Annotated in this window: 15 protein-coding genes; 11 read left to right on the top strand and 4 right to left on the bottom strand. The window is 63.0% G+C overall.

Going from position 1 to position 17,805, the window contains the following annotated elements; genetic code table 11:
- The first annotated feature begins 10 nt into the window (after window positions 1-10).
- The 3 genes from rpsT (at window position 11) to Q1M07_RS05160 (ending at window position 2,570) form a co-directional block, all read left to right on the top strand.
- Entirely contained in the window at window positions 11-277 is a 267-nt protein-coding gene (rpsT, locus tag Q1M07_RS05170; RefSeq protein ID WP_300451643.1) for a 30S ribosomal protein S20, read from the top strand.
- A gap of 185 nt (window positions 278-462) precedes the next feature.
- Window positions 463-1,128 (top strand): protein-L-isoaspartate O-methyltransferase, encoded by a 666-nt coding sequence (locus Q1M07_RS05165; protein WP_300451641.1) that lies wholly within the window; start codon window positions 463-465, stop codon window positions 1,126-1,128.
- Window positions 1,129-1,226: 98 nt separating this feature from the next.
- Window positions 1,227-2,570: a TolC family outer membrane protein gene (locus tag Q1M07_RS05160; RefSeq protein WP_300451638.1), complete on the top strand. Its 1,344-nt coding sequence runs from the start codon at window positions 1,227-1,229 to the stop codon at window positions 2,568-2,570.
- On the opposite strand, the gene waaA is transcribed toward Q1M07_RS05160, so the two are convergent.
- Together waaA and waaC are read right to left on the bottom strand one after the other, a co-directional pair.
- Window positions 2,545-3,819 (bottom strand): lipid IV(A) 3-deoxy-D-manno-octulosonic acid transferase, encoded by a 1,275-nt coding sequence (waaA, locus tag Q1M07_RS05155; RefSeq protein WP_300451635.1) that lies wholly within the window; start codon window positions 3,817-3,819, stop codon window positions 2,545-2,547. The two genes, Q1M07_RS05160 and waaA, sit on opposite strands and share 26 nt — an antisense overlap.
- The gene (waaC, locus tag Q1M07_RS05150) at window positions 3,819-4,772 is read right to left on the bottom strand and encodes a lipopolysaccharide heptosyltransferase I (protein WP_300451632.1); all 954 of its coding nucleotides are present in this window, start codon (window positions 4,770-4,772) and stop codon (window positions 3,819-3,821) included. The genes waaA and waaC overlap by 1 nt, the downstream gene beginning before the upstream one ends.
- 130 nt (window positions 4,773-4,902) lie before the next feature.
- Between waaC and Q1M07_RS05145 the strand changes: the two genes are divergently transcribed.
- The 4 genes from Q1M07_RS05145 to Q1M07_RS05130 all read left to right on the top strand — a co-directional run bounded on the left by Q1M07_RS05145 (window position 4,903) and on the right by Q1M07_RS05130 (window position 9,261).
- Window positions 4,903-6,324 carry a mannose-1-phosphate guanylyltransferase/mannose-6-phosphate isomerase gene (locus tag Q1M07_RS05145; protein WP_300451629.1) on the top strand — a complete coding sequence of 474 codons (1,422 nt, stop codon included), beginning with the start codon at window positions 4,903-4,905 and terminating at the stop codon, window positions 6,322-6,324.
- A gap of 62 nt (window positions 6,325-6,386) precedes the next feature.
- Window positions 6,387-7,454: a dTDP-glucose 4,6-dehydratase gene (rfbB, locus tag Q1M07_RS05140; protein ID WP_300451626.1), complete on the top strand. Its 1,068-nt coding sequence runs from the start codon at window positions 6,387-6,389 to the stop codon at window positions 7,452-7,454.
- Window positions 7,451-8,347, top strand: a complete 897-nt coding sequence (gene rfbD, locus Q1M07_RS05135) for a dTDP-4-dehydrorhamnose reductase (protein WP_300451689.1) — start codon at window positions 7,451-7,453, stop codon at window positions 8,345-8,347. The genes rfbB and rfbD overlap by 4 nt, the downstream gene beginning before the upstream one ends.
- 113 nt (window positions 8,348-8,460) lie before the next feature.
- On the top strand, window positions 8,461-9,261 hold the full coding sequence (locus tag Q1M07_RS05130; protein WP_300451623.1) for a sulfite exporter TauE/SafE family protein: 801 nt from the start codon (window positions 8,461-8,463) through the stop codon (window positions 9,259-9,261).
- A gap of 9 nt (window positions 9,262-9,270) precedes the next feature.
- Here the strand turns inward: Q1M07_RS05130 and Q1M07_RS05125 are convergent, their stop codons facing one another.
- Entirely contained in the window at window positions 9,271-10,050 is a 780-nt protein-coding gene (locus Q1M07_RS05125) for an enoyl-CoA hydratase-related protein (protein WP_300451620.1), read from the bottom strand.
- Complete coding sequence (locus Q1M07_RS05120) at window positions 10,047-10,718, bottom strand: GntR family transcriptional regulator (protein ID WP_300451617.1); 672 nt, start codon at window positions 10,716-10,718, stop codon at window positions 10,047-10,049. Before Q1M07_RS05120 ends, Q1M07_RS05125 begins: the two co-directional genes overlap by 4 nt.
- A gap of 197 nt (window positions 10,719-10,915) precedes the next feature.
- Between Q1M07_RS05120 and scpA the strand changes: the two genes are divergently transcribed.
- From scpA to accC, 4 genes are all read left to right on the top strand, one after another.
- Window positions 10,916-13,090: a methylmalonyl-CoA mutase gene (gene scpA, locus Q1M07_RS05115; RefSeq protein ID WP_300451614.1), complete on the top strand. Its 2,175-nt coding sequence runs from the start codon at window positions 10,916-10,918 to the stop codon at window positions 13,088-13,090.
- Window positions 13,091-13,121: 31 nt separating this feature from the next.
- Window positions 13,122-14,120, top strand: coding sequence for a methylmalonyl Co-A mutase-associated GTPase MeaB (gene meaB, locus Q1M07_RS05110; protein ID WP_300451611.1), 999 nt, complete (start codon window positions 13,122-13,124; stop codon window positions 14,118-14,120).
- Window positions 14,121-14,192: 72 nt separating this feature from the next.
- Complete coding sequence (locus tag Q1M07_RS05105; protein ID WP_300451608.1) at window positions 14,193-15,725, top strand: acyl-CoA carboxylase subunit beta; 1,533 nt, start codon at window positions 14,193-14,195, stop codon at window positions 15,723-15,725.
- 21 nt (window positions 15,726-15,746) lie between these two features.
- Window positions 15,747-17,735 carry an acetyl-CoA carboxylase biotin carboxylase subunit gene (accC, locus tag Q1M07_RS05100; protein ID WP_300451605.1) on the top strand — a complete coding sequence of 663 codons (1,989 nt, stop codon included), beginning with the start codon at window positions 15,747-15,749 and terminating at the stop codon, window positions 17,733-17,735.
- The last annotated feature ends 70 nt before the right edge of the window (window positions 17,736-17,805 follow it).

The raw sequence follows: 17,805 nt of genomic DNA, 5'->3' as shown, positions 1-17,805 counted from the left end.
ACCAACATTCATGGCCAATAGCGCACAAGCTCGCAAGCGGGCCCGTCAAGCCGTCAAGCAACGCGCCCACAACGCCAGCCTGCGCTCGACGCTGCGCACAGCGGTAAAGCGTGTGCAGAAAGCAATCGTGGCGGGCGACAAAGCGGCTGCCCAGACCATTTACCAGGAATCGGTGTCGGTGATCGACCGTATCGCGGACAAGAACATCATTCACAAGAACAAGGCATCGCGCCACAAGAGCCGGCTCTCGGCGCAGATCAAAGGTCTCGCTGCGTGATCTCAGTGCGATAGGGGATGGCCCGCCAAGCGGCGCCCCCTCGGGGCGCCGTTTTTTTTCGCCGACACGTCGAGCCCGCGCTGTCGAGGCCAACTTGCGCGGCCCCTGGCTAATACACGGTATAATTTTGCCACAGGCACAATATATTAGATTGTGCTAATATTACGATTGTCACGGGGAATGTCATGTCGGCGCTGAAAATGGATATGGAACGGGCTCGTTTCAACATGATCGAGCAACAGATTCGCCCTTGGGAAGTGCTTGATCCCGAAGTACTCGAGGCGCTAGCGGCGGTGAAACGGGAGGATTTTGTCCCGGTGGCCCATCGGGCACTCGCCTTTGCCGACCTCGAACTGCCGATTGGCAAGGGTCAGACCATGCTGCCGCCAAAAATCGATGCCCGCGTATTGCAGGAAGTCAGCGTCAAGGCGACCGATGTCGTTCTCGAAGTCGGCACCGGCAGCGGCTATATGGCCGCGCTGCTGGCATCGCAGGGGGAGTACGTCTATACCGTAGAGATCGATCCCGAACTGGCTGCCGCGGCCAGGCAAAACCTGCGGCAGGCCGGTATCGCCAACGTCAGCGTGGAAACCGGCGATGCGTCGCAAGGCTGGTCGGGACCTTCGCCCTATGACGTAATCGTCATCTCGGGTTCGCTGCCCGAACTGCCCGATGCTTTTTTGCAACAACTGAAGGTTGGTGGACGATTGGTGGCCTTCATCGGCGAGCCTCCAGTGATGGAGACAAAACTCATCACGCGCACCGACGACAAGGCGTTCAACACGATCAATCTGTTCGAAACTGTAGTCGCACCACTTAAAACCCGCCAGCGCCAGCGTTTCGTGTTCTGACGTCAACGGCGCGTTGCGATCGACAAGCTTGCGGGGAGCCTTGGCCTGAGCGCGACCCGGACCGGGCAATCTCCAAGTACCGAAAGTGAGCTAGCGGCATGTCTCTGAAATCCGGTGTCCGCAAGTCGAGCCTCCTGTTGCTGGCCCTCTGCGCGGTCTTCCCGTCGTACGCCGCCGACCTGCTGCAGGTCTATCGCGCTGCGCTGGCCCATGACGCTCAGTATGCGGCTGCCCGAGCAACGGCCGAAGCCGGACGCGAAAAACAGCCACAGGCTCTGGCTGGCCTGCTGCCGACGCTTGGCGCGACCGGCAACACCTTTTGGAACGACACGAGCTACGACGTCAAGCTCGATACCAGCAAGGCGTTCTACCGGAACAAGTACAACAGCAACGCTTACAGCGTCAACCTGACGCAACCACTGTTCCGCTGGCAGAATTTCGTGCAGTACGACCAATCTAAGTTGCTGGTCATGCAGAGCGAAGCCACTTTCGCTCAGGCGGGACAAGATCTGATTCTCCGTGTCGCCCAAGCCTATTTCGATGTTCTGGTCGCGATAGAGAATCTGCGCGCCGTTCAGGCCAACAAATCGGCAATCGGCCAGCAACTGGCCCAGGCGAAGAAGAATTTCGAGGTCGGTACGGCGACGATCACCGATACCTACGAATCCCAGTCGCGCTTTGACTTGGCGACGGCGCAGGAAATTGCCGCCGTAAACGAACTCGAAGTCAAACGCTACGCGCTTGGCGTGCTGGTCGGGAAGGATCCCGGAGATTTGAATCGATTGAAGGCGAAGGCAGTCATGGAAGCCCCGCAACCGGCGAGCATGGAGCCCTGGGTCGAGGCCGCGGAACGCGACAGTCTTATCGTCCAGGCACAGCAGGCCGCGGCCGAGGCTGCGGGCAAGGCGGTCGATATCACGCGGGCTGGCCATTATCCGACGCTGGATGTCGTCGCCAACTACGGGACCAACAATGGTCCCGGTCAGTTCGGTCTCGGCGAAGTAGACACCACCACCCGGCAAGTCGGCCTACAGCTCACTATCCCGATTTTTCAGGGCGGCGCAGTGAATTCGCGTACGCGCGAAGCACTCGCCAGGCGCGATGCCGAACGCGCGACCCTCGATAGCGCTCGGAGAAACGCCGCACTGAATGCCCGCCAGGCTTACCTGGGCGTCGTCAATGGTCTGGCCGAAGTCAAGGCGCTGGAAGCCGCGCTGGTTTCCAGCCTCAGTTCGCTCGACTCGAACCGGCTCGGTTACGAGGTCGGAGTACGCATCAACATCGACGTCCTCAATGCCGAAAATCAGGTCTACCTCACCCGGCGCGACCTGGCACGGGCCCGTTTCAACACGCTGCTTTCGCAACTCAAGCTCAAGGCGGCAGTCGGTTCGCTTGCCGAAACCGATCTCGAAACGATCAATACGCTGTTCGAAGCTCCATAAGACGCCGGACCAGTGCCACGGTCCGTTCGGTAGCGCCACGATGGGCTTCGCTGAAGCGCACCGCGGCCACGCGCATCTGCCCCAGGCGCTGTCGGTCACGCAACAGTTCGCCTACGACCAGCGCCGCCCGGCCGGCGTCAGGCACCCGGTGCGCCGCGCCGCAAGCGATGGCGTCTTCACTTGCCTGGGCGAAATTGAAGGTGTGCGGACCGAGCAGCACCGGACAGCCGCACGCCGCCGCTTCGATCAGATTCTGGCCGCCGAACGGAAGCAGCGTACCGCCGATCAGCGCCAGGTCCGCGAGGGCGTAGTAGGCCGCCATCTCGCCCATACTGTCACCCAGCCAGACCCGCGTCCGGATGTCCGGTAACGTCTCGTCGCTGCGGCGCGAGAACGTCAAACCCCGTACACGAAGCAGTTCGGCGACCTCCGCAAAGCGCTGCGGATGGCGGGCGACCAGCACCAGCAGCAGCCCGGGAACGTCCAGTGTGTCAATAGCATCGAGGATCAACGCCTCTTCGCCGTCGCGCGTGCTCGCCGCCAGCCAAACCGGTCGACTGCCCAGCGCTTGCCGCCAACCCGCGCCGAGCTGAAGCTTTTCCAGAGACGGTACGACATCGAACTTCAGGTTGCCGCTCACGCTGATGTCGTTGGCGCCGAGTTGGCGCAGGCGTTCGGCGTCGGCCGCACTCTGTGCAGCAACGGCGCTCAGCGACGCCAGTGCCGGCCCGATCAGCGTCTTCAGCCGGCTGTAGCCACCCAGCGAGCGTGCAGAAAGACGCGCGTTGACCAAGGCCAGGGGCAGTCGGCGTCGTCCGGCCGCGGCAATCAGGTTGGGCCAGATTTCGGTTTCCATCAGCAGGCCGACTTGCGGCTGGAAGTGATCGAGAAAGCGAGCACAAGCGTCGGGCAGATCGTACGGCAGGTAGGCCTGCATCAGCCTCGATGGGTGTCTCGCCAATAGTTCGCCACCGCTTGCCCGGCCGGTCGGCGTCATGTGAGTCAGCAGCAGGATATGCCCCGGATACTGCCGCAGCAAGGCTTCGACCAAAGGTTCGGCAGCGCGCGTTTCGCCGACCGAAACCGCGTGCACCCAGATCAGCGGCGTTGGCGAAAAAGCCGCGTAGTAACCGTGCCGCTCGCCCAGCCGCTGCAGATACTCAGGCTGTCGGCGCGCGCGCCACAATAGGCGCAGCCAGACGAGCGGCATGACCAGGTAGAAGACTAACGAATACAGCCAAAGCCACATCAGCGCAACGCCAGATCGGCAACGGCAAGCACCTCGGCGAGCGTCGGCGGCGCGCCGCTGCGCCCGAGATTGCGGACAAAACCGCTTCCGTAGACGCCGGTCAGTGCCGGATCGGTCGCCACGTAAAGCGCAATGACCGGCACGCCGAGAGCCGCCGCGAGATGCGCCAGACCGGTATCGACACCGATCGTCAACCGGGCTCGAGCGATCAGTGCGGCGACTTGCGGCAAGCTCAGCGGTGGTGCCACGACCGCCCCGGCGACGGTGGCCGCGATGCGCTCGCTACGCTGACGTTCGCTGGCGTTGCCGGCCGGCAGAACCGGCGTCAGGCCGCGCTCGCACATCGCCCGCGCCACGCCACACCAGAGCCGTTCGTCCCACAGCTTGTCGTCACGACTGGTCGCCGTCAACAGGACGACCAGTCGGTCATCCGCCAGCCAAGCGATATCGATTTCCGGCGCTACGATTCCGTAGTCGAGCGGCAGATCGATCGGATAGTCGAATGCGGCGGCGGCCAGCCACCGGTTGCGCTGGACGGCATGCACCGGGCGAGGAATGACGAAAGTGGAATCGTAGAAGCGCGCCGCCAGCGGTTCGCGCGCCGCCTCCGCCGCATAGCCGCAACGTCGGCCGCGCGCCAGCCGGGTGATCAGCGCGCTCTTCAGCAGGCCCTGGGTGTCGAGCACGACGTCGTATCGCTCGGCCGAGATTCGCCGTCGGAAGGCGCCAATTTCCCGCCAGGTCGTCAGACGGCCGAGCTTCCTGCGCCAACGCCGAAGGGCAACGGGAACGACCTGGTCGACAGCCGGGTGGAGGCGAGGAAGGTCGGCAAAGCTCTCCTCGACGCACCAGTCGATCCGCACGTCGGAAAAAATGCGTCGCAAATCGCTGACCACTGGCAGGTTGTGGATTACATCACCGAGCGACGAAGTCTTTACCAGTAGGATGCGCATCGGTCGGTCAGGGTCGGTGAGTCGGGCGGCAAGCAAATGGACGCCCATTATAGGAGATCACGGCGAGACGCTATAATCCCGCCTCCCGAACCCTCGTTCCGGCGCGCCCAATCTCCTGGAGACACTGCACATGAACTTGCCTGTGATTCGCCCGGTCATCCTTTGCGGAGGCTCGGGGACCCGTTTGTGGCCGCTCTCGCGAACGCATTACCCCAAGCAGTTTCTGCGTTTGGCGGACGAGTTTTCGCTTCTCCAGAACACCTTGCGCCGACTCGAAGGGCTGCCGGGCCTCGCCCGCATCATCGCCGTCGCCAACGATAGCCACCGTTTCCTGGTCGCCGAACAGCTTCTCGAGATCGGACTACGGGCCGACATTCTGCTCGAACCCGCCGCCCGCAATACGGCGCCGGCCGTTGCGGCAGCCGCCTTGCACAGCCTGAGCGCGGCAGGCGACCCGGCGCAGACCCTCCTCCTGGTGCTGCCTTCCGATCACGTGATCGCCAACGTCGGGGCCTTGCAGGACGCCGTCAGGGCGGCCATTCCGCACGCTCTCTCCGGCGCTCTCGTTACCTTCGGTGTGGTGCCTGACCGACCGGAAACGGGTTACGGCTATATTCGCCGCGGCGAGCCGGTGGTCGGCGGCTACGTTCTCGACCGTTTCGTCGAGAAACCCGACGCCAAGACGGCGCAGACTTACCTGAGTTGCGGAGATTATTACTGGAACAGCGGCATGTTCATGTTTCGTGCTGACAGCTTCCTCGAGGCACTCGAACGTTTCGCGCCGGAAATTCGGCAGTCGATCGTAGCCGCCCTGGCCAACGCGCAGCACGATCTCGATTTCCTGCGCCTCGACCGCGACGCGTTCGTTGCCAGCCCGTCCGACTCGATAGACTACGCGGTGATGGAGAAAACCGACCGTGGCGTCGTCATTCCGCTCGATGCCGGCTGGAACGACATCGGTGCCTGGGACGCGCTTGCCACCCTCGGCCTGGCCGACCGCAACGGCAATACCGAACGGGGCGACGTACACAGCGTCGATACGGAAAACTGCGTGCTGTTGTCCGAAGGACGCCTGCTCACCACGGTCGGCGTCCGCAACCTGATCGTCATCGCTACGCCCGACGCGGTACTGGTGGCGGACAAGTCGAAAGCTCAGGACGTGAAGACGCTGGTCGCCGAGCTGAAACTCGGCGCCCGCGGCGAGACCGAGTTCCGCCACATCGTGCACCGCCCGTGGGGCAGCTACGAGGGTCTGGCGACTGGCCCGCGCTATCAGGTCAAGCGCATCCTGGTCAAACCGGGAGCCAGCCTCAGCCTGCAGAAGCACCATCACCGCGCCGAACACTGGGTTGTCGTCAAGGGAACGGCGATGATCGCGCGCGGTGACGAATCGCTGCTGCTGTCCGAGAACCAGTCGACCTATATCCCGCTCGGTGTCGTTCATCGGCTCGAGAATCCGGGCAAGATCGACCTCGAAATCGTCGAAATCCAGTCCGGCAGCTACCTTGGCGAGGATGACATCGTTCGCTTGCAAGACAGTTACGGCAGGTAGACCGAAGCCGCCGGCCGACCGAAACCTCGAGCGGCCGACGAATCCCCTGAAAGCATCGCGACATGATTCTGGTTACAGGTGGCGCCGGCTTCATCGGCGCCAATTTTGTTCTCGGCTGGCTGGCTCACAGCGACGAAGCGATCATCAACCTCGACAAGCTGACCTATGCCGGCAATCGCGAGAACCTTTGCTCTCTGGGCAACGACCCGCGACACGTTTTCGTGCACGGCGACATCAACGACCTGCCTTTGATCAGCGGCCTGCTGGCGCGCTACCAGCCACGGGCGGTCGTTCATTTCGCCGCCGAGTCGCACGTCGATCGATCGCTTCACGGCCCGGAAGACTTCGTCCAGACCAATATCGTCGGCACCTTCCGTCTGCTCGAAGCCGCACGCGGCTACTGGCAGCATCTGCCGGCCGAAGCGGCGCGCCGCTTCCGTTTTCTGCACGTGTCGACAGACGAAGTCTACGGTTCGCTGGCGCCCGACGAAGCGGCCTTCGACGAGAACCATCGCTATCGGCCGAACAGCCCCTATTCGGCCAGCAAAGCGGCGAGCGATCATCTGGTGCGCGCCTACCATCAGAGCTACGGTCTGCCCGTATTGACCAGCAACTGTTCCAACAACTACGGCCCCTACCAGTTCCCGGAGAAACTGATTCCGCTGATGATCGTCAATGCCCTGGCCGGAAAACCTCTGCCGGTTTATGGCGACGGCCGGCAGATTCGCGACTGGCTCTATGTCGAGGACCACTGCGCGGCGATCCGCCGCATTCTCGAGGCTGGCGACCCTGGCGAGACCTACAATGTCGGCGGCTGGAACGAAAAACCCAACCTCGAGATCGTGCACACGCTCTGCGCCCTGCTCGACGAACTCTGCCCGCGATCTGACGGCAAACCCTACTCCGAGCAGATCACCCGCGTCGCCGACCGCCCGGGACACGACCGGCGCTACGCCATCGACGCCCGCAAGATTGCCCGCCAACTGGGCTGGCGACCGGCGGAGACTTTCGCGACCGGGATTCGCAAGACGGTTCTCTGGTATCTGGACAACCCGGACTGGATCAGCGACGTGCTGTCCGGCGCCTATCGCGATTGGGTCGACAAGAACTACGGGGAGCGCGACCGCTGAAACTGCTGCTCTTCGGCAAACGTGGTCAGCTCGGCTGGGAACTGCAGCGCAGCCTGGCGCCACTTGGCGTGCTGATCGCTCTCGATGCGCAGGGCGATGGCCAGACAGGCGGTGATTTTACCGATCTCGCCGGACTGGCCGCTGGTGTGCGCGAAGTGGCGCCGGACGTCATCGTCAATGCCGCCGCTCATACCGCCGTCGACCGGGCCGAGTCGGAACCGGAACTGGCGCGCACGATCAACGCGCTGGCGCCCGCTGTTCTGGCCGACGAAGCCCGCCGCCTCGGTGCCTGGTTGGTTCATTACTCGACCGATTACGTGTTCGACGGCAGCGGCGAAATCCCCTGGCGTGAAAACGATGCCACCGGACCACTCAGCGTCTACGGGCAGACCAAGCTGGCGGGCGAGCAGGCCGTCAGCCGTTGGGCCAAGCACCTGATCTTCCGCTCCAGTTGGGTGTATGCGGCCCGCGGCAACAACTTCGTCCGGACAATACTGCGCCTGGCAGCCGAACGCGATCACCTGCGAGTCGTGGCCGATCAGATCGGCGCCCCGACTGGCGCCGAACTCATCGCCGACGTCACCGCGCACGCCGTTCGCGAAGTGCAGCGGCAGCCTCACCTGGCCGGACTCTATCACCTCGCCGCCAGTGGCGAAACCAGCTGGCACGGCTATGCCTGTCACATCGTCGAGCAGGCGCGCCTGGCCGGCCGGGGGACGCGCGTCATCCCGACCGCGATCGAAGCCGTACCGGCCAGTGCCTGGCCCTCGCCAGCCCAACGCCCGCACAATTCGCGTCTGGCTACCGACAAATTGCGCCATACCTTCGCCGTCGAGCTGCCCGACTGGCGAGTCGGAGTAAACCGCGTGCTGGCAGAAATTTTCACCCGCTGAGGCGACGGAAGGCGCTCCTTGCCGCGTCTACGAGCTTTCGCTCGGAGCAGCCACGCGCAAGCGGAATCGTGGGATGATAACGGCCTTCTGGCAGCCGTGTTCGGGGGTTCGAATTGCTCTGGTCGCTGGCCTATGTCGCCCTGGGCCTATTCACCGGTTGCTTCGCCGGCATGCTCGGCATCGGCGGCGGGTTGGTCATGGTTCCCGCGCTGACCATGATGTTCGCCGCGCAGGCGGCCGTCCCGGCTTCCGAGGTACTTCATCTCGCGCTCGGCACATCGATGGCCACCATCCTGTTCACCGCCCTGGCCAGCTTGCGCGCCCACCACCGACACGGCGCCGTACTGTGGCGCGTCGTCGGCCAGATCACGCCGGGGATTCTCCTCGGCACCCTGGCCGGTACGCTGTTCGCATCGAGTGTCCCGGCCAAGCCGCTGGCCGTCTTCTTCACCGCCTTCGTTTGCCTCGTCGCGCTGCAGATGCTGCTGAATCTGAAGCCCAAGCCGTCGCGCGAACTGCCCGGCGCACGCGGTGTCTTCGCCGTCGGCGCCGGGATAGGCGCCGTTTCGGCGCTGGTCGCCATCGGCGGCGGCTCTCTGACGGTGCCTTTCCTGACCTGGTGCAACGTGCGCGTCCAGCACGCCATCGGGACATCGGCCGCGATCGGTTTTCCGATCGCCATCGGCGGTTCGCTGGGTTACCTTTACAACGGCTGGGGGCATCCCGGGCTGCCGGAGTGGAGCCTGGGCTACATCTATTTGCCGGCCCTCGTCTGGCTGGTCCCGTCCAGCATGTTGATGGCGCCGCTTGGCGCCCGGTTGGCGCACAGCCTGCCCGTAGCGACGCTGAAACGTCTGTTCGCAGTCGTTCTGATCGGGCTCGCCGTGAAAATGCTGTGGAGTCTTTTCGCCTGAAACCGCGACTCAGCACGCCCGGAAGTGCGGCTGACGTTTCTCGAGAAATGCCGCCAGACCTTCGCGGTAGTCCTCGGTGTCGAGAAAGGCGAACGACGCTCGCAGCTCTTCGTCGCTCAGTGGCGACGGCTGTTGCAGACGGCGTATCCACTGCTTGTGCGTACGCGCAACCAACGGCGCGCCGGCGCAGATGCGACGCGCCGTGGCATAGGCCTCATCGACCACCTCGGCATCGGCCACCAGGCGCGTCACGAGTCCCTTGAGGAGTGCCTCCTGGGCGTCGAGGAGGCGGCCTTCGAGAAGGATTTCGAGCATCGTCGCCGGCCCGAGCAGACGCAGCAAGGCCTGCATTTCACCGGGATACATCGAAAAGCCGAGCCGGTTGATCGGCGCCCCGAAGCGGGCTGAAGCACCGCAAATGCGCAGGTCGCACTGCGCAGCGATCTCCAGCCCACCACCGATACAAGACCCCTGTATGAGCGCGATGGTCGGCGGGCGGCAGTCGTAGAGCGCCTGCAAGGCGGCTCCTGCCTGCGCGTGGTAGGCCATGGCGCGATCGAGCGTATCGCGCTGGCTGAGGAACTCCGCAATGTCGCCACCAGCCGCGAAAGCTTGGTCGCCATCACCGCGCACGACCACACAACGGAGTTGGTCGTCCTTCGACAGTCGGCCGGCAATCTCGGCCAACTGCTGCCACATCGCGAAGTCGAGGGCATTGCGTTTGCCCGGATTGACCAGTGTGATGGTGGCGATCGCCGACTCGCGAGCCCAGACGATATGGCCGCTCACGCCATCACTTCATGCTGCGCCAAGCTCCGCACCAGAGCCCGGCGGACCGAGAGGATGTGATCGTGCATCGCCGTCTGCGCGCGCGGCCCGTCGCCGGCCTTGATCGCCGCCAGAATGGTGCGATGCTCGATCAGCGACTGTTCGAGGCGACCGTCGATGCTCAGCGACAACAGACGCGTCAACTTGAGCACCTTGCGCAAGTCCTGGATCACCTGGCGCAGCCAGCGGTTGCCGGCCATCTCCTGAATCAGGGAATGAAACTCCTGGTTGGCCTCGAAGAAGCGTTCGATCTGGTTGCCCTCGGCAAAGCGCTCGAGTTGCCGGTGGATCGATTCGAGCCTGACGATTTCGGCGGCTTGCGCCCGCTGCGCCGCTTCGAGCGCGCAGCGGCCTTCGAGCATGGCCATCAGCGGCAGAATTTCGTCGAGATCCTGTTCCGAAATTTCGGTCACGAAACAACCTCGACGCGGCCGCAGCGTCACCAAACCTTCCGAGGCCAGCACCTTGAGCGCCTCACGCAACGGGGTCCGGCTGATGCCGTAGTCGATCGCCAGTGCCTGCTCGTCGATACGCGTTCCCGGCGGTATCTGATGGGCAAAAATCCGCTGCCGCAACCTTTCGGCAACTTCCTGATACAACGCTGTCTGGGCTATACGACTCGGAGCCATTGATCCTTTCTCACCGACCTGTGCGAAGCCCCCATCGGACCTTGCTTTCATAATTATGGATACAGTATTATTCGGCAGGCGGAGTGTCAAGCGTTTCAGATTCCCGTGATTCGACATGACTCTCCAGACAGGTATGATTCTTGCGTAGAAGGCGGAAGCGCCGCCTCCACTCCACAGATTTCGTGAAAGGTTCCGTCATGTCCAACGCGAACAAAGCTGCGCCCTTAGTCCCTGCAAATCTCGAAGCCTGGAAAAAGGCTGCCGCCAAATCGGCTCCCGGCGGTCAGGTCGAAGCCCTGAACTGGGTCACGCCCGAAGGAATCGTCGTCAAGCCACTGTATACAAAGGCCGACATCGAAGGTCTGGAGTACACCGATACCTTGCCCGGTCTGGCGCCCTTCGTCCGCGGCCCGCAAGCAACGATGTATGCCGTGCGTCCGTGGACCATTCGCCAGTACGCCGGCTTCTCCACCGCCGAAGCCTCGAACGCTTTCTATCGCAAGGCGCTGGCGGCCGGTGGCCAGGGCGTTTCGGTCGCCTTCGACCTGGCCACCCATCGGGGCTACGATTCCGATCATCCGCGCGTTACCGGTGACGTCGGCAAGGCCGGCGTGGCGATCGATTCAGTCGAAGACATGAAGATCCTCTTTAACGGCATCCCGCTCGAGAAGATCTCGGTGTCGATGACGATGAACGGCGCCGTTCTGCCGATTCTGGCTGGCTACATCGTCGCCGCTGAAGAGCAAGGCGTACCGCAGGACAAGCTTTCGGGAACGATCCAGAACGACATCCTCAAGGAGTTCATGGTTCGCAACACCTATATCTATCCACCGAAGCCGTCGATGAAGATCATTTCCGACATCATCGGCTACACCGCGCACCACATGCCGAAGTTCAACTCGATCTCGATTTCGGGTTACCACATGCAGGAAGCCGGTGCGACACAGGCGCTGGAACTTGCCTTCACCATCGCCGACGGCCGCGAGTACGTGAAAACGGCGCTCGCTTCCGGCCTCGACGTCGACGAATTTGCCGGCCGCCTGTCGTTCTTCTTCGCCATCGGCATGAACTTCTACCTCGAGGTGGCCAAGCTGCGCGCGGCGCGCCTGCTTTGGTGGAAGGTCATGCAGGAGTTTTCGCCGAAAAGCGCCAAGTCGATGATGCTGCGCACGCACTGCCAGACCTCCGGCTGGTCGCTGACCGAACAGGATCCCTACAACAATGTCGTGCGCACGACGATCGAAGCGATGGCCGCCGTGTTCGGCGGTACCCAGTCGCTGCACACCAATGCCCTGGATGAAGCGATTGCCCTGCCGACCGAGTTCTCGGCCCGCATCGCACGCAATACACAGCTCATCATTCAGGAGGAAACGCACATCACGAATGTCATCGATCCGTGGGCCGGATCGTACATGATGGAAAAGCTGACGCAGGATCTGGTCGACGAAGCCTGGAAGATCATCGAGGAAGTCGAGGCCATGGGTGGCATGACGCACGCCGTCGAATCGGGCTGGGCGAAGATGAAGATCGAAGGCTGCGCGGCCGACAAACAGGCGCGCATCGATTCCGGCAAGGACGTGATCGTCGGCGTCAACAAATACAAGCTGGCCAAGGAAGACACGATCGACATTCGCGACATCGACAACAACGCTGTCCGTGAATCGCAGATCGCTCGCCTCAAGCAAGTCCGCAGCACCCGCGACAGCGACCAGGTCAACGCGGCGCTGGCCGACCTGACGCGTTGCGCCGAAACCGGCGACGGAAATCTGCTCGAGTTCGCGGTCAAGGCCATGCGCCTGCGCGCCACCGTCGGCGAGGTTTCGGACGCCATGGAGAAGGTGTTCGGCCGCTTCCGCGCCACGCAGCAGACGGTTTCCGGCGTCTATGGCGCGGTCGTCGACGGCCTGTCGAGCTGGGAGGCACTGAAGTCCGAGATCGCCAAGTTCAACGACGAGGAAGGCCGCCGGCCGCGGATCATGATCGCCAAGCTTGGCCAGGACGGCCACGACCGCGGCGCCAAGGTAGTGGCCACCGCCTTCGCGGATCTCGGTTTCGACATCGACGTCGGACCGCTTTTCCAGACGCCGGAAGAAGCGGCCCGTCTGGCGATAGAGAACGACGTCCATGCCGTCGGCGTGTCGTCGCTCGCCGCCGGCCACAAGACGCTGCTCCCCGCGCTCGTCCAGGCGCTGAAGGATCAAGGGGCCGACGACATCATCGTCTTCGCCGGCGGCGTCATTCCGGCGCAGGACTACGACTTTCTCTACCAGGCGGGCGCCAAAGCCATTTTCGGGCCAGGAACCCGGATCGAGGATTCGGCGATGACCGTTCTCGCCGAAATCCGCAAAGCGCGCGCACCGGTCACGGCCTGAGCCAGCCGCCGCGCATCTTTCGCCGACCGACATGACCAGCCCCCCTGCCGCCGGCCTCTCGGCTGCCGACCAGCATCTCGTCGAAGGGGTGCTGGCCGGTCGTCGGCGAGCGCTCGCAAAAACCATCACGCTCGTCGAATCGACGCGCCACGACCATCAGCGACGCGCCCGGCAGGTGTTGACGGCACTCCTGCCGCACACCGGGAAAACCATGCGTGTCGGCATTTCCGGTGCCCCTGGCGCGGGCAAGTCGACCTTCATCGAAACTCTCGGACTGCATCTGATTGCCGCCGGCCGACGCGTCGCCGTGCTCGCCGTAGACCCGTCCTCCTCGGTCTCGGGCGGTTCGATTCTCGGCGACAAGACACGCATGGAGATGCTTTGTCAGCGTGACGAGGCGTTCATCCGGCCCAGCCCTTCGTCGGGTTCGCTGGGTGGCGTAGCCGACAAGACGCGCGAGGCGATGCTGGTCTGCGAAGCGGCCGGCTTCGACGTCATCATTGTCGAAACGGTCGGCGTCGGACAGTCCGAGACGACGGTGGCCGGCATGGTCGACGCTTTTGTCCTGCTGCAACTGCCCAACGCTGGCGACGACTTGCAGGCGATCAAGAAGGGAATCGTCGAGATCGCCGACCTGGTGGTCTTCAACAAGGCCGACATCGACGAGCGCGCCGCGGCCTTTGCCCGCGGACAGATGAAAGCGGCGCTGACGATGCTGCGCAGCACCAGCCCGAACTGGCGGCCACCGGTTCTCACCGTCAGCGCACTGGCCAAGCGCGGCATCAGCGAGTTCTGGACCGAGATCGAACGCTACCGGACAACCATGATCGCCAGCGGCGAGTTCGACGAGAAGCGACGTCGGCAAGCCGTCGACTGGATGTGGAACCTGATCGATTCGGGCCTGCGTCACTATTTCCGTTCCCACCCGGCAGTCCGCTCGGCACTGCCCGAGCTGTCGGGCGACGTCGCGGAAGGACGCACGACACCCGGAGCCGCCGCCTCCCGGCTGCTGGCCTACCTGAAGCACTGACTTCGCTTATCACACCGAAACCTCCGACTTGTTTGTAGTTCTGATTGACGCGACCGTTAGGGAGTAGAACATATGCATGACATCATTCGCCAGCTGGCAGAAAAGCGCGCGGCGGCCTGCCTGGGTGGTGGCCAGAAACGCATCGACAACCAGCACAGCAAGGGCAAACTGGCTGCCCGCGAGCGCATCGAGCTGCTGCTCGACAGCGGCTCCTTCGAAGAGTGGGACATGTTCAAGGAACACCGCTGCAACGACTTCGGCATGGCTGAGCAATCAGTGCCTGGCGACGGCGTCGTCATTGGCTGCGGGACCATCAACGGCCGGCTGATGTTCGTCTTTTCGCAGGACTTCACCGTTTTTGGCGGCTCGCTCTCGGAGGCGCACGCCGAGAAGATCTGCAAGGTCATGGATCACGCGATCAAGGTCGGCGCACCGGTGATCGGCCTCAATGACTCGGGCGGGGCGCGCATCCAGGAGGGCGTCGCGTCATTGGCGGGTTACGCCGATGTTTTCCAGCGCAACGTTCTCGCTTCGGGCGTCGTGCCGCAGATCTCGCTGATCATGGGGCCGTGCGCTGGCGGTGCGGTCTATAGCCCGTCGATGACCGACTTCATCTTCATGGTCAAGGACTCGTCCTACATGTTCGTCACCGGCCCGGAGGTGGTCAAGACGGTGACGCACGAAGACGTGACGTCCGAAGAACTCGGCGGCGCGATCACCCACACCACCAAATCGGGGGTCGCCGACCTCGCTTTCGAGAACGATGTCGAAGCGCTGATGATGATTCGCCGCTTCATCAGCTTCCTGCCGTCGAACAACCGGGAAAAACCGCCGCGCCTGCCGTCGCAGGATCCGGCCGACCGCCTCGACTTCTCGCTCGACACGCTGGTTCCCGACAATCCGAACAAGCCGTACAACATCAAGGAGCTGATCATCAAGATCGCCGACGACGGCGACTTCTTCGAACTGCAGCGCGAGTACGCCAAGAACATCGTGATCGGATTCGCGCGCATGGACGGTTCGACGGTCGGCATCGTCGCCAACCAGCCGCTGGTCCTCGCTGGCTGCCTGGACATCAAGAGCTCGATCAAGGCGGCGCGCTTCGTCCGCTATTGCGACGCTTTCAACATCCCCGTGGTGACCTTCGTGGACGTCCCCGGCTTCATGCCCGGCACGGCCCAGGAATACGGCGGAATCATCAAACACGGCGCCAAACTGCTCTACGCCTATGCCGAGTGCACGGTGCCGAAGATCACCGTGATCACGCGCAAGGCTTACGGCGGCGCGTACGACGTGATGGCATCGAAACACCTGCGCGGCGACGTCAATTTCGCCTGGCCGTCGGCCGAAATCGCGGTCATGGGGCCGAAGGGCGCGGTCGAGATCATTTTCCGCGAGGAGAAGAACGACCCGGCCAAGTTGGCGGCCCGCGAGGCCGAGTACAAGGCCAAGTTCGCCAATCCTTTCGTCGCCGGCGCACGTGGCTTCATCGACGACGTCATCATGCCGAACGAAACACGCAAGCGCATCTGCCGCTCGCTGGCGATGCTGCGCAACAAGCATCTGGAAAACCCGTGGCGCAAGCACGGCAACATTCCGCTTTGATCGACGGGGAGACATAGAGAGATGTTTAAGAAAATTCTGATCGCCAACCGCGGCGAGATCGCCTGCCGGGTCATGAAGACCGCCAAGAAGATGGGCATCAAGACGGTCGCGGTCTATTCCGAGGCGGACAAGGACTCGATGCACGTGCTGATGGCCGACGAAAGCGTTTGCATCGGCCCGGCCGCTTCGAAGGAATCCTACCTGGTGATCGACAAGATCATCGACGCCTGCAAGGCAACCGGCGCCGAAGCGGTCCATCCGGGCTACGGCTTCCTCTCCGAGAACGAGGAGTTCTCGCGCCGTCTCGAGGACAACGGCGTCATTTTCATCGGCCCGAAACACTATTCGGTAGCCGCCATGGGCGACAAGATCGCCTCCAAGAAGCTGGCCATGGAAGCCAAGGTCAACACCATCCCGGGCTACAACGCGGAAATCGCCGACTCGGCGCAGGCGGTCGAGATCGCCAAGGGAATCGGCTATCCGGTGATGATCAAGGCATCCGCGGGTGGCGGCGGCAAGGGCTTGCGCGTCGCCTTCAACGACAAGGAAGCCTTCGAAGGCTTCGAGGCCTGCCGCAACGAAGCCCGCAACAGCTTTGGCGACGACCGCGTGTTCATCGAGAAGTTCGTCGAAGGTCCGCACCACATCGAGATTCAGGTGATCGCCGACTCCTTCGGCAACACGGTCTACTTGCTCGAGCGCGAGTGCTCGATCCAGCGGCGACACCAGAAGGTGCTCGAGGAAGCTCCCTCGCCGTTCATCGACGACAGCATCCGCAAGGCGATGGGCGAACAGGCCGTGGCACTGGCCAAGGCCGTCAACTACCAGAGCGCCGGCACCGTCGAGTTCGTCGTCGGCTCCGACAAGTCGTTCTATTTCCTCGAAATGAACACCCGCCTTCAGGTCGAACATCCGGTGACGGAAATGATTACCGGCGTCGACCTCGTCGAACTGATGATTCGTGTCGCGGCCGGCGAGAAACTGCCGTTCACGCAGAACGACATCAAGCCCAACGGCTGGGCGATCGAGTGCCGGATCAACGCCGAAGACCCCTTCCGTGGTTTTCTTCCGTCGGTCGGCCGCCTGGTCAAGTATCGGCCGCCGGAAACCGCCGAAGGACAGGTCCGCGTCGACACCGGCGTCTTCGAGGGCGGCGAAATTTCGATGTATTACGACTCGATGATCGCCAAACTGATTTGCCACGGGGCAACGCGGGATCAGGCGATCAGCCGCATGCGTGATGCGCTGAACGCTTTCGTGATCCGCGGCATCGACTCGAACATTCCGTTCCAGGCAGCGCTGATGCAGAATCCGCGCTTCCTGTCGGGGGTGTTCACGACCAATTTCATTGCCGAAGAATATCCGAACGGCTTCGTGGCTTCCGACGTCGTTCACGAGGATCCGGGGCTACTGGCCGCGCTGGCCGCTTTTGGGCGCCGCCGCTACATCGACCGCGCCGTCCAAGTCAGCGGCCAGATGGCCGGTCACCAGCGCAAGGTCGGTGACGAATGGGTCGTGCAGATGGAAGGCAAGGACTACCCTGTGGTCGTGAAACCGATTCCCGGGGGCTACTCGGTGACGCACGGAGTGGACCGCTACGATCTCGTTTCCGACTGGAAATTCGGCGAACTCGTTTTTCGCGGCACCTGCAACGGCGCACCGATCTGTCTGCAACTCGAGCGCATCGGATTGCTCTATCGCGTCGTGCACTTCGGCAAGCACGTCAAGGTGACGGTGATGACAGCCAACGCGGCCCGCATGCTGGCGCTGATGCCCAAGAAGCTGCCGCCGGACCTGTCGAAGTTCCTGCTTTCGCCGATGCCGGGACTGCTGCGCGAAGTGTCGGTGGTCGTTGGACAGCAGGTCAGCGCCGGTGAAAAGCTGGCTGTCATCGAAGCGATGAAGATGGAAAACGTCCTCAAGGCCGAACTCGACTGCAAGGTCAAGAAGGTAGTTGCCGCGCCCGGCGATAGCCTGTCGGTCGATCAGGTGATCATCGAATTCGAGTAGAACCCTGGCGGTGGCGATTGCCGCCGCAACCGGTTGCCAGAGGAGCCCGCCGCAAGGTGGGCTCCCTGTT

The sequence above is a fragment of the Accumulibacter sp. genome (assembly GCF_029255285.1).
GTDB lineage: Bacteria > Pseudomonadota > Gammaproteobacteria > Burkholderiales > Rhodocyclaceae > Accumulibacter.
The sequence above is the reverse complement of the archived record's forward strand: the minus strand, read 5'-3'. Positions and strand labels throughout refer to the sequence as shown.